An 11626-nucleotide genomic window follows, 5' to 3' on the forward strand; every position below is an offset into this window, starting at 1 on the left:
GTCCTTGGATCGTCAGGTTCGACATTTAGGTTGTCGGTCAGTCCGTCATCGCGGGTAAGCCCGCTGCCACAGGGGATGTTTAGTCATGTTCGACAACGATCCGATGTGGGAGCGAGCCTGCTCGCGAAGACGGCAGCATTGTCACCGCCGCATTTACGCCAGCACCCGCTCCAGCGTCCGCGTCACACCCACCTCCCGCAAGCTGTTACAACACCATTCAAACGCCGCCACAAACGCCGGAGAACGGGGAATCGCCGTACCAAAGATCTCCTCAACTTCCAGCAACCGCTGGGTCATCAACGCATCATCGGCCACCAAGGCCTGGCAGAACGCCGCCCGCGGATCGGGAATCGAGTAGGTATCTCCATTCTCATCCACCCCCTTCAAATACAACGCCCAGGCTGCCACCACCAGCGCGGCACGCTTGGTCTCCTGGCCATCGGCAATCAGGCGATTAATGGTTGGAATGGTGAACTTGGGAAACTTCGACGAGCCGTCCGAACACACACGCTCCAGCTGATCGGCGATGGCCTGATTGGAGAAACGCGCCACCAGCGTGTTCTTGTAATCCGTCAGGTCAATGCCCGGCACGGGCGACAGTTGCGGGGTGACGTCCAGGTCCATGTAGGCACGCATGTAGCGCACAAACAGCGGATCATTCATGGTCTCGTGCACGAAGCGATAACCCTTCAGAAACCCCAGATACGTCAGGGCCAGATGGCTGCCGTTGAGCAGTTTGATCTTCATCTCTTCATACGGTGTGACGTCGTCGGTGAATTGCACGCCGACCTTTTCCCAGGCCGGACGGCCATTGACGAACTTGTCTTCCAGCACCCACTGCACAAAGGGTTCGCAGACCACCGGCCAGGCATCGTCGACGCCATGTTTGTCGTGCAGTTGCAGCTTGTGTTCGGTGCTGGTCATTGGCGTGATGCGGTCGACCATCGCGTTGGGGAAGCTCACGCTGTTGGCGATCCAGTCACGCAGATCGGCATCGCGCAACGCGGCGAAGGCCAACAAGGCTTTGCGGGTGACGGCGCCGTTGTGCGGCAGGTTATCGCAGGACATCAAGGTGAAGGCCGGCGTGCCGGCGGCGCGACGTTTGGCCAGCGCGGCGCAGAGGAAGCCGAACACGGTTTTCGGTGCGTTCGGGTTGGCCAGGTCGTGCTGGATTTGCGGCAGGTGTGCCATGAACTCGCCGTTGCTGTCGTCGATGCAATAACCGCCTTCGGTGATGGTCAGCGAGACGATGCGGATCTCTGGGCTGGCGAGCTTGTCGATCAACACCTGCGCGCCGTCTTCGGCCAACAGCATGTCGCGAATCGCGCCGATGACCCGGACTTCAGTGTCGTCGGTGTCGCCCAGTTCGAACAGGGTGAAGAGGTAATCCTGCTCTTTCAGATCGTCCCGGGCGCGACGGTCTTCGGCGCGCAGGCCGACCCCGCAAATCGCCCAGTCCAGGCCTTCTCCGGTATTCATCAAGGCGTCGGTGTAATACGCCTGATGGGCACGGTGAAAACCTCCGACGCCGATGTGGGCGATGCCTTGGCGCGTATCGCTCAGGGCGTAGGCGGGCAGGGCCACTTCGGGCGCGAGGCGGTTGAGGTTCTGTTGGTTGAGTTTCATCACAGGCTCTCTAAATCAGGCCGCTGCACGCAGCGGGCGGGTGAGCGCCACGCCGTCGGCATCGAATAAATGGCAGTGTTCGGCGTCCAGGTGCAGGCTCAAGGCTTCGCCGTAACGGCTGGCGAGGTCGCCACGAACGCGCATGGTCAACGCTTCGCCGGAAGCGGTCACGACGTGGCAGAAGGTGTCGCTGCCCAGGCGTTCGCTGACGTCGGCGGTGACCTGCAAGGTGCAGTCGCCGGTTTGCGCGAGGTTGAGGTGCTCCGGACGAATGCCCAGGGTCACCGCGCCGCCGACGTTCAGTTGGGCACCGCTCAGCGGCAGGGTGATGCGGGTGCCGGCGTCCAGCAGGACTTCACAGCTTTGACTCTCGACTCGGGTGACTTTGCCTTTGAGGAAACCCATTTTCGGCGTGCCGAGGAACCCGGCGACAAACAGGTTGGCTGGCTGGTGGTACAAGTCCAGCGGCGAGCCGACCTGCTCGATTTTGCCGCCGTTGAGGACGACCACTTTGTCGGCCATGGTCATCGCTTCGACCTGATCGTGGGTCACGTAGATCATCGTCGCTTGCAGGTCTTTGTGCAGGCGCAACAGTTCCAGGCGCATCTGCACGCGAAGCGCGGCGTCGAGGTTGGACAGCGGTTCGTCGAACAGGAAGATTTTCGGGTTGCGCACGATGGCGCGGCCGATTGCGACACGTTGACGCTGGCCGCCGGAGAGTTGCTTGGGCTTGCGCTCAAGCATTGGCCCCAGTTCGAGGATGCGCGCCGCTTCACCGACTTTCTTCTCGACTTCAGCCTTTGGTACGCCGGCCAGATCAAGGGCAAACGACATGTTCTTTTTTACGGTCATGTGCGGGTACAGGGCGTAGGTCTGGAACACCATCGCCAGGTCGCGTTTGGCCGGACTGACTTCGGTGATGTCGCGGCCATCGAGTTCAATGGTGCCGCCGCTGACTTCTTCCAAGCCGGCGATCAGGCGCAGCAGGGTGGATTTGCCGCAGCCCGACGGGCCGACGAAGACCACGAATTCCTTATCGTTCACTTCCAGGTCGATGCCTTTGATGATGGAAAAGCCTTCGAAGCCTTTTTGCAGATTCTTGATTTTCAGGTTGGCCATGATGATGGGCCTCCACGTGTTGTTATTCAGTTGAGCCGGGCGGGCTTTTCTGTGGGAGCGAGCCTGCTCGCGATTGCGGTGTGTCAGATGCATTAATGCTGCATGACACTCCCTCATCGCGAGCAGCCTCGCTCCCACAGGGATTTGCATGTCGGCAGGTCATTTCACAGCGCCAAACGACAGGCCGCGGACCAATTGTTTCTGGCTGATCCAGCCGAAAATCAGGATCGGCGCGCAGGCCAGGGTCGACACCGCCGACAACTTGGCCCAGAACAGGCCTTCGGGGCTGGAGTACGACGCGATCAGCGCGGTCAGTGGCGCGGCTTTCGACGAGGTCAGGTTTAGCGACCAGAACGCTTCGTTCCAGCACAGGATCAGCGACAGCAGCACGGTGGAGGCCAGGCCTCCCTTGGCGATCGGCAGCAGCACCCGGACCATTTCCTGCCAAAGCGTGGCACCGTCGAGGCGCGCGGCTTCGAGGATGTCTTTGGGGATGTCCTTGAAGTAGGTGTAAATCATCCAGACCACGATCGGCAGGTTGATCAGCGTGTAGATCACAATCAGCGCGATGCGCGTATCGAGCAGGCCGAAGCTCTTGGCCAACAGGTAGATCGGCATCAGCACGCCCACCGGCGGCAGCATCTTGGTGGAGAGCATCCACAGCAGCGTGCCCTTGGTGCGCTGGGTTTCGTAGAACGCCATGGAGTAGGCCGCCGGCACCGCGATCAGCAGGCACAGAGCCGTAGCGCTGAACGAAATCACCACCGAGTTCCAGGCGAAGCTGAAGTAATCGCTGCGCTCGTTGATGTGCAGGTAGTTCTCCAGCGTCGGCGTGAAGATGAACTGCGGCGGCGTGGCGAAGGCGTCGATTTCGGTTTTGAAACTGGTCAACACCATCCAGAAAATCGGGAAGAAGATCAGGATCGCGATGGCCCAGGCCAGAGTGCCGAGCAGCAGGCTTTGCAGGCGGCGGGATTGTTGAAGAGTCATGGCGCAGGCCTCAGGCTTTGTCTGTCAGGTTTTTGCCGATCATCCGCACCAGCACGATGGCCGCGATGTTGGCGATCACCACCGCGATCAAGCCGCCGGCGGACGCCATGCCGACGTCGAACTGCACCAGTGCCTGGTTGTAGATCAGGTACGCCAGGTTGGTCGAGGCATAGCCGGGACCGCCGTTGGTGGTGGTGAAGATTTCGGCGAACACCGAGAGCAGGAAGATGGTTTCGATCATCACCACCACCGCAATCGGGCGGGCCAGGTGCGGCAGGGTCAGGTGCCAGAAAATCGCGATCGGCCCGGCCCCGTCGAGACGTGCGGCTTCTTTCTGTTCCTGGTCGAGGGATTGCATGGCGGTCATCAGGATCAGAATCGCGAAGGGCAGCCATTGCCAGGACACGATAATGATGATGGACAGCAGCGGGTAGTGCGCCAGCCAGTCCACCGGCTGTGCGCCGAACAGCTTCCAGACGTAGGCGAGAATCCCCGACACCGGATGGAAAATCAGGTTCTTCCAGATCAGTGCGCCGACGGTGGGCATGATGAAAAACGGCGAGATCAGCATCACCCGCACGATGCCGCGACCGAGGAATTCGCTGGCCTCCAGCAAGGCACTGATCAGCACACCCAGTACCACGCTGATTAGCAGCACGCTGCCGACCAGCAACAGGGTGTTGGTGGCGCCGGGCATGAACCCGGAGTCAGTCAGGAAGTAGGTGAAGTTCTCCAGCCCGACGAATTCGTTTTCGCCGGGATAGAGAAGGTTGTAGCGGATCATTGAAAAGTAAACGGTCATGCCCAGCGGCACGATCATCCACAGCAGCAACAACGCCACCGAGGGGCTGACCAGAAACCAGCCGGGATTGGCCAATCGGCTTTTACGCACCGGTTGGGGGATGTCCATGTGAGCTTTGGCAGTTGAAATATTCATGGCGATCACTTGCTCGAAATGCGGCGAGACCCTGTGGCGAGGGAGCTTGCTCCCGCTCGGCTGCGAAGCAGTCGTAAATCCGGAAAATGCGGTCTGTCTGATGAATCGCGTTTCCCGGATTTGGGGCCGCTAGGCAGCCCAGCGGGAGCAAGCGCCCTCGCCACAATTTGGATGGCTAGGGGTTATTTGGGATAACCGGCGCGTTTCATCTCACGTTCGGTGGTTTGCTGGGCCGCCGTCAGTGCCTGGTCGACAGTGGTCTGGCCAATCAGCGCCGCCGAGAACAACTTGCCGACCTGGGTGCCCACCGCCTGGAATTCAGGGATAGTCACCAACTGGATGCCGATGTAAGGCACCGTTTTGAGGGTCGGTTTGCTCGGGTCCGCCGCTTTCAGCGATTCCAGCGTGACCTTGGCAAACGGTGCGGCGCTCATGTAAGCCTCGCTGTAGGTCGAGGCCCGAGTGCCGGGCGGCACGTTGGCGATACCGTCTTTTTCGGCAACCAATGCGCCGTATTCCTTGGAGGTAGCCCAGGCACTGAAGGTTTTCGCCGCGTCCTTGGCCTTGGAACTGGTCGGGATCGCCAGCGCCCAGGAATACAACCAGGCTGAACCTTTGTCGGTGGTCTCATGCGGCGCATAAGTAAAGCCAACGTGCTCGCTGACCTTGCTTTGGGTTTTGTCGGTGACGAAGGAACCGGCAACGCTGGCGTCTACCCAGATCGCGCACTTGCCGCTGTTGAACAACGCAAGGTTTTCGTTGAAGCCGTTACTGGAGGCACCCGGCGGGCCGGATTTCTTCATGGTGTCGACGTAGAAATTCAAGGCGTTTTTCCACTCAGGACCAGTGAATTCCGGCTTCCACTGCTCATCAAACCAGCGTGCCCCATAGGCATTGGCGACGGTGGTGATCAGCGCCATGTTCTCGCCCCAACCGGCCTTGCCACGCAGGCAGATGCCGTACTGTTCTTTGTCTTTATTGGTGAGCTTGCTGGCGAATTCGCCGATCTGGGTCCAGGTCGGGCGCTCGGGCATGGTCAGCCCGGCGTCCTTGAACAGGTCGGTGCGGTAATAGGTGATGGAGCTTTCCGCGTAAAACGGCAGGGCGTAGAGCGAGCCCTTGACCGAAAGGCCTTCACGCACCGAAGGGAACACATCGTCGAGGGCGTAGGTGGCCGGCAGATCCTTCATCGGCTCAAGCCAGCCCTTGGCGCCCCAGAGTGCGGCTTCGTACATGCCAATGGTCAGCACGTCGAACTGCCCGCCCTGGGTGGCGATGTCAGTGGTCAGGCGTTGGCGCAGGACGTTTTCTTCCAACACCACCCAATTGAGCTTGATGTCCGGATGCTCGGCCTCGAAGGTTTTCGAGAGCTTTTGCATGCGGATCATGTCGCTGTTGTTGACGGTGGCGATGGTCAGCGTCTGAGCGCCAAGACTGACGCTGCTGAGGGTCATGCAGGTGAGGGCAAGCAGAGCTTTTACAGAAGGTTGCATCGTGCACTCCTTTTCTGCACCCGATGGGGGACAGAAGGACAGTTATTGTTTTTGTGTCTTCCGAGGGCAGGAAGAATGTGCACTGATTACAGCCTTCAATTGAGGATGTGACAAATCATCCGTCGCACTTGAATCGATACTTTTTTGCACTGGGATTAATGGGGGGAGATACAAGGACAGGCTTCACAGAGGTGAACAGTCATCGATTTTGTACAGGTTTTCCGGCCCTTTCGCGGGCAAGCCTCGCGCCTACAGGTATGGCGTATGGCCCAGAACGCCCTATGACCAAGACGTTCACGCCAGATTCTGTTCGGTCAGCCGCTGTACCGCCAGCCGCCGGTAATGCGAGGGCGTCATGCCCTTGAGCTGTTGGAACCGCCGATTGAAGTTGGAAATATTGTTGAAACCCGATTCGAAACACACATCGGTCACCGGTTTGTCGCCATCGGCCAGCAACTCGCAGGATTTGCTGATGCGCAGGCGATTGACGAACTCGATGAAGCAGCGCCCGGTGGCTTGCTTGAACACCCGGCTGAAATACGTTGGCTTCATGCCTAAATGCTCGGCGACTTCCTCGAGCGGCAGGTCCCGGGCGTAATGCGCAAAAATGTAATCCACCGCCCGGTTGGTGCGATCGATATTGTGTTCATCCGCCAGTTGCGGCGTGGTGGCACCCGACAGCAACTGAAAATCGTCAGAAGCCGCGAGCAGCTCCAGCAGTATGAAAAAGTGCCCGAGCCGGGTGACGCCTTTAGTGTCAGCGATGCGTTGCATCAACGTCATGGCCTGGCGGATGGTGCGCTTGCAACGAAATTCGATGCCGTACTGCGCGCGCTCCAGCAGTGGCGCAAGGGTCTTCAGTTCTGCGAATACCTGATGACCGCTCTCGAACAATTCATCCGTGAAGTTGACCAGCATGTCGCGCTTGGGCACTACCTCGTCTTCGGCCACCTGGCTGATCCAGTTGTGAGGCAGATTCGGGCCGGTCAAGAACAGGGTTTCCGGGTAGAAGTTGCCAATGTAATCGCCGATGAACACCTTGCCGGAACTGGCGACGATCAGGTGCAGCTCGTATTCCTTGTGGAAATGCCACCGCACCAACGGGCAGGGAAATCCATGCTGGCGATAGATGATCGACAACCCGTTGTGGTCGTCCATCAGTTCGTAGGAAGGATCGGTGACTCTTGCGGTTCGGGTCATGTCAGGGCGCTTTTTATTATCATTGCGCCCTGATCATGCCTCTTTCCAGGCCCCTAATGCCAGTGTGCAACGTTCCGTGTGTCAGCCCGGAGTCCGCTCATGCAAAGCATGGCCGTAAACCGCTTTCATGCTGTTGGCCGTCCAGCAATAACGAACGATCTCTGATTCGTCGAAAAAGTCGGTATTGATGATGCTGCAGCGTGTGACCCAGTCGCGGGTGGGATTGAACCAGTCATTGATCTGGATTTTGATGTCTTGAGGCCCTCCCAGAAACGCGTAGCTGGTGGCTGATAACGACCATAGAAACGTTTCGTACGGCGCGTCTTCGAGTGCGCTGGAAACATGGTTTTGCAGATCCTCGGTATCGGTAAACCGTTTGTTTATCCACTTGTGTGGGATGCGCGGCCAGAAGTAATCCTCATCCAGTTCCCGCCGTCCATGCGCCGCCAACACCACCCGGCGGCGAGAACTGATCCGCTTCAGTTCGCCGATGGTTTTTTCAGCGTCGCCGGGGGGGATCACTCGCTGCCCGAGTCGACTCACCAGAAGATCGTTGAGTTTCTGATAATCAAAGGGTTTGGACCCATCCGCGAGTTGGTGGAAATCCAGCACGATGAACTCATCGGGATTGCGGTCAAGGAACGCTGACACGTCTGTCATCAGTTCATCGAGGACCCGATGGGACTGGTATCCGTTGTGGTGAAAATAGAAAATCGACTGGTCCGCGCCCTCGGTGTAACCCAGGCGGATATCAAAGGCCCGGGCACCGTTGGACAGTTGCCAGGCAAATGAACCGTTTTGACACGTCGTCCAGTTGCCGATAACCACATCATAATTGGGTGCCTGTTTATCCATGCCGGCGTTATGGGCGCCCGGCCAGACGATATCGGTCAGTTTTAATCGATGGATATCCAGGACGTTACTCATCCACTTTTGTTTGTCTAACGTGCCCGCTGTGTTTTGGGTCATGACAGTTCCTTGTCGTTGACGCGCCCCCTCCATGGGGCGACGAAGTTCATGTATCAGAGTTGGCTGCACGCCACACCTGTGTTGATCGCCCTGCGCAGAAAGGCTTTCATGACCCAGCATAGAAGTGAGTAAGAGGATTTCCAGCCATGGAAACAGTTACACATAGAAAGCCGTTTAATGGCACGCCGATTAGTTGGCTCGTTTGGCGGCTTTATACACGTTTGCGGTTCGGCAGTAGGAAACAATTTGCGACTCCTCAATGAAGTCAACATTGATGATGTTGCACTTTGCCGCCCAATCACTTTTTTCCGGGTCGAACCAGGCATTGAGTTCATCATGAATATCCACGGGGCCACCGAGGGCGCTGTAACTCGCTGCCGAGAGCGACCATGGTGCCCATGTGCCTGGCGGGTAGGTCAGGACGCTCGTAATGTGCTTCTGCAGATCGGCGGCGCTTGTGATGCCGCTGCCAGACCATTGGTGTTCAATCTGTTCAAGGAACACGTTTCGATCAAGCTGCCAATGCCCAGGGGCCGCGACCAAGAGCCTTTGCTCAGAACTGATTTGCTTGAGTTGATGCAGGCTCAGAGAACGGTTTCGAGTGGGAATTATCTGGTGCCCCATGAGATGGATCATCATGTTGTTGAAAAAAGTGAAGTCAAACGCATCCCCTTTTAGTTCGTGGAAGTCCAGGACAATGAATTCATCGGGGTTCTCGTCAAGAAACTGCCTCAGGTCGGTAAACAAGTTCCCCAAGGTACGATTGTTGCGGTAGCCGTTGTGATGCATTCGGAATTTTCCAAGCCCAGGTTCCTTGGCGTCAAATACGAGTCTGATATCCAACGCTCGAGAGCCTTTGCACAGTTGCGAGTAAAACGATTGGTGCTGACAAGCCAGCCAGTGGGCGCCTGGAATAAGCGGCCAAGAGGCTTTCCAGTCGCTGCCAGCGTTATGGGTGCCCGGCAGGGTCAATTCGCAGAGTGACAACGTGTCAATGGCCGGCGTGCTGGCCATCCAGTTGTTAAGTGTCAGGTTGTTTTGAACAATGGTAGTCATTTAATGCATCCTTGCATCAAGTGGTAAGTTAGATAAATGCCGCCGGATAAGTTTGTCTGAGTCTAATCCGGCGAGTTATTTATAAGATGGGGTGTGGAAGGGGTCAATAAGCGTGACGATGCAAAGTGTGTAACGATAGTGTCGATAGTTAGTAAGTGCGATTTTTTGCTTCAATCCATTGCGCCATATACTGCGTACTTTTATGGTGGTGATGACGCAACATGCTGCCGGTAAAGTTATCCGTTCTAAGTTGGGCGAGACGTTGTTGGCAGTCTATTAACTTTTCGATAAGTGCCGGGCCATGTTCGGTTTGTTTATAACGATTGGCCAGCAACACCTGCCCTCTGGATTGGGCGTCCGTCCAGAGTGCTTCATCCTTGTACAACCGCACCGCATCATCGGCGAACTCCCGTGCCGTCCGGGCCACGGCGCCAGGCCAGGGATGCTGGCCGTGCATTGCTTCTGCGCCGATAGGCGTTGTGACTGTAGGCGTGCCACACAGCATGGCGTCGATGATCTTGCCCTTGATGCCCGCGCCGAAACGCAGCGGTGCCAGGCACACGCGCGCCGCCGACATCACTTGCAAGGCGTCTTCCGCCCAGTTCATGACATGGAACCCTTGGGCCGCGTTATGCAGCGCAGTGGCCTTGGGCGGCGTGTAAGCGCCATAGATGTGCAGTTGGGCGCCGGGTAGTTGTTCGCGGATCAACGGCCAGATCGCCGTTTTCATCCAGAGCACCGCATCCCAGTTCGGCGCATGTCGAAAGTTACCGATGCTGAGAAAGTGCGCCCGATCTTCAAAGGCAGCCGCCGGCACGCTCGGCGGTTCGACCATCAACGGGCACCAGTGCAGCAAATTGCGCGGCATCTTGAACTGCTCGACCAGCAACTCGATTTCCACTTCAGAGATCATCAGGTTCAAATCGCAACGATACAGCGCGGCCATTTCCCGTTTGGCCAGATCGGTATCGGCCATCAAGTCAAACTCTTCGCGCAATGCCGGTGCGAACAGGTCAGTGAAATCATTGTTATCGTCGCTGGTCTTCAAGCGATCCTTGAGACGCTGATGTCGGGCGTGCCGCAGGCTTTGCAGATCCGAAGTTTCAAGCACTCGCAAGGCGGCGGGGCAGTGTTTCTCGACACGCCAGCCGAATTGCTCTTCCATCATAAACTGATCAAACAGCACGATATCCGGGGCCAGTTGGCTGACGAAGTCGTCGAAACTGCTGTTGTTCAATTCGATCGGGACTTCGCGAATGCCTAGCGCCGTCAGATCCGCGCGATGTTCACCGGTACCGGCCGGACTGCTGAAGGTAATATCCCAGCCTTGTTTCAGAAACGTATCCAGAATCTGCATCACATGCCCACTGGCGGCCGAAGAGCGGGGCTCGGGCCAGACGTAACCAATGACGAGGACTTTGGTTGCGCGGGGCTGATTCATGAACGGTATTTCCTTGACTCGGGATGAGGGCTGAGTGACGCGAGAGGCGCGGGATTTAACCATATCTGGCCGCAAGGGATCACGACGTCGATGGAATGTTCTGCCATCCAGGGCGGCCTGTGCACCCGGTGTTGGGTAGGCTAAGGCTATGGAAAACGTGCTCAGGTTTATCCGCACAGGTCCGGTAGCAAGGTTGTTAGTGTGATGGATTGTTTCAATAAACAGGGAAGGCGCATTGTTTGCTCAAGTGCAGCAGGATCATTTATAGGCAGCTAAGGTTTGCCGTTGATACGGCAAACCATTTTTTGGAAAAAGTGCGCCTAAGAAAATGTAATGAATGATTAAGCAAGCATGCCTTTGACCTTGTCGCGCAACTGATCAATCGAAAACGGCTTTCCAATCACCTGCATGCCCTCAGGGAGCTCGATGCTCTCGGCATAACCGCTGGCGAACAGGATCGGCAATTCATGACGCAGCATCCGCGCCTGTTTCGCCAGTTCTCTGCCATCCATATCCGGCAAACCCACATCGGTCATCATCAAATCGATGTGCTGGTCCTCATCGTTTAGAAACTCCAGCGCCTTTTTGCTGCCATCGGCCTCAAGGACCTTGTAGTCCAGTTCCTCCAGTACATCGACGATCAGCATGCGCACGATGTCATCGTCTTCTACTACCAGGATGGTGGACGGGGTGGAGGACATAAGAGGGCTCTCAAGGTAAATTCAGGGTCGCAGGTCGATCGAAATCGCCGGGCTCTATCATGAGTAAGTGGCAGATCCCGACAAGTTCCCGGCG

At 57.3% G+C, this 11626-nt stretch carries 10 protein-coding genes; all 10 read right to left on the minus strand.

Features of this window, described 5'->3' with window-relative positions; translation table 11 throughout:
• Nucleotides 1-153: 153 nt before the first annotated feature.
• The gene (locus BLU63_RS27035; protein ID WP_083376706.1) at nucleotides 154-1626 is read right to left on the minus strand and encodes a mannitol dehydrogenase family protein; all 1473 of its coding nucleotides are present in this window, start codon (nucleotides 1624-1626) and stop codon (nucleotides 154-156) included.
• A gap of 15 nt (nucleotides 1627-1641) precedes the next feature.
• Complete coding sequence (locus tag BLU63_RS27040) at nucleotides 1642-2745, minus strand: ABC transporter ATP-binding protein (RefSeq protein WP_077747830.1); 1104 nt, start codon at nucleotides 2743-2745, stop codon at nucleotides 1642-1644.
• A gap of 159 nt (nucleotides 2746-2904) precedes the next feature.
• Complete coding sequence (locus tag BLU63_RS27045) at nucleotides 2905-3735, minus strand: carbohydrate ABC transporter permease (RefSeq protein ID WP_007936731.1); 831 nt, start codon at nucleotides 3733-3735, stop codon at nucleotides 2905-2907.
• A gap of 10 nt (nucleotides 3736-3745) precedes the next feature.
• Entirely contained in the window at nucleotides 3746-4672 is a 927-nt protein-coding gene (locus BLU63_RS27050; protein ID WP_077747832.1) for a carbohydrate ABC transporter permease, read from the minus strand.
• Nucleotides 4673-4854: 182 nt separating this feature from the next.
• Nucleotides 4855-6165, minus strand: a complete 1311-nt coding sequence (locus BLU63_RS27055) for an ABC transporter substrate-binding protein (RefSeq protein ID WP_077747834.1) — start codon at nucleotides 6163-6165, stop codon at nucleotides 4855-4857.
• Nucleotides 6166-6459: 294 nt separating this feature from the next.
• Nucleotides 6460-7365, minus strand: a complete 906-nt coding sequence (locus tag BLU63_RS27060; RefSeq protein WP_077747836.1) for an AraC family transcriptional regulator — start codon at nucleotides 7363-7365, stop codon at nucleotides 6460-6462.
• Between the two features lie 81 nt (nucleotides 7366-7446).
• Complete coding sequence (locus BLU63_RS27065) at nucleotides 7447-8334, minus strand: PI-PLC domain-containing protein (protein WP_083376707.1); 888 nt, start codon at nucleotides 8332-8334, stop codon at nucleotides 7447-7449.
• A gap of 189 nt (nucleotides 8335-8523) precedes the next feature.
• Nucleotides 8524-9390, minus strand: coding sequence for a PI-PLC domain-containing protein (locus BLU63_RS27070; RefSeq protein WP_083376708.1), 867 nt, complete (start codon nucleotides 9388-9390; stop codon nucleotides 8524-8526).
• 148 nt (nucleotides 9391-9538) lie between these two features.
• Entirely contained in the window at nucleotides 9539-10831 is a 1293-nt protein-coding gene (locus BLU63_RS27075) for a glycosyltransferase (protein WP_083376709.1), read from the minus strand.
• 341 nt (nucleotides 10832-11172) lie between these two features.
• On the minus strand, nucleotides 11173-11532 hold the full coding sequence (locus BLU63_RS27080) for a response regulator (RefSeq protein ID WP_083376710.1): 360 nt from the start codon (nucleotides 11530-11532) through the stop codon (nucleotides 11173-11175).
• Nucleotides 11533-11626 lie beyond the last annotated feature (94 nt).

The sequence above is a fragment of the Pseudomonas mandelii genome (assembly GCF_900106065.1).
Classification (GTDB): domain Bacteria; phylum Pseudomonadota; class Gammaproteobacteria; order Pseudomonadales; family Pseudomonadaceae; genus Aquipseudomonas; species Aquipseudomonas mandelii.

What these genes read in the sequence shown, in the direction of transcription:
- BLU63_RS27035 (WP_083376706.1), bottom strand. Translation starts at nt 1,626, where the DNA reads ATGAAACTCAACCAACAGAACCTCAACCGCCTCGCGCCCGAAGTGGCC.
- BLU63_RS27040 (WP_077747830.1), bottom strand. Translation starts at nt 2,745, where the DNA reads ATGGCCAACCTGAAAATCAAGAATCTGCAAAAAGGCTTCGAAGGCTTT.
- BLU63_RS27045 (WP_007936731.1), bottom strand. Translation starts at nt 3,735, where the DNA reads ATGACTCTTCAACAATCCCGCCGCCTGCAAAGCCTGCTGCTCGGCACT.
- BLU63_RS27050 (WP_077747832.1), bottom strand. Translation starts at nt 4,672, where the DNA reads ATGAATATTTCAACTGCCAAAGCTCACATGGACATCCCCCAACCGGTG.
- BLU63_RS27055 (WP_077747834.1), bottom strand. Translation starts at nt 6,165, where the DNA reads ATGCAACCTTCTGTAAAAGCTCTGCTTGCCCTCACCTGCATGACCCTC.
- BLU63_RS27060 (WP_077747836.1), bottom strand. Translation starts at nt 7,365, where the DNA reads ATGACCCGAACCGCAAGAGTCACCGATCCTTCCTACGAACTGATGGAC.
- BLU63_RS27065 (WP_083376707.1), bottom strand. Translation starts at nt 8,334, where the DNA reads ATGACCCAAAACACAGCGGGCACGTTAGACAAACAAAAGTGGATGAGT.
- BLU63_RS27070 (WP_083376708.1), bottom strand. Translation starts at nt 9,390, where the DNA reads ATGACTACCATTGTTCAAAACAACCTGACACTTAACAACTGGATGGCC.
- BLU63_RS27075 (WP_083376709.1), bottom strand. Translation starts at nt 10,831, where the DNA reads ATGAATCAGCCCCGCGCAACCAAAGTCCTCGTCATTGGTTACGTCTGG.
- BLU63_RS27080 (WP_083376710.1), bottom strand. Translation starts at nt 11,532, where the DNA reads ATGTCCTCCACCCCGTCCACCATCCTGGTAGTAGAAGACGATGACATC.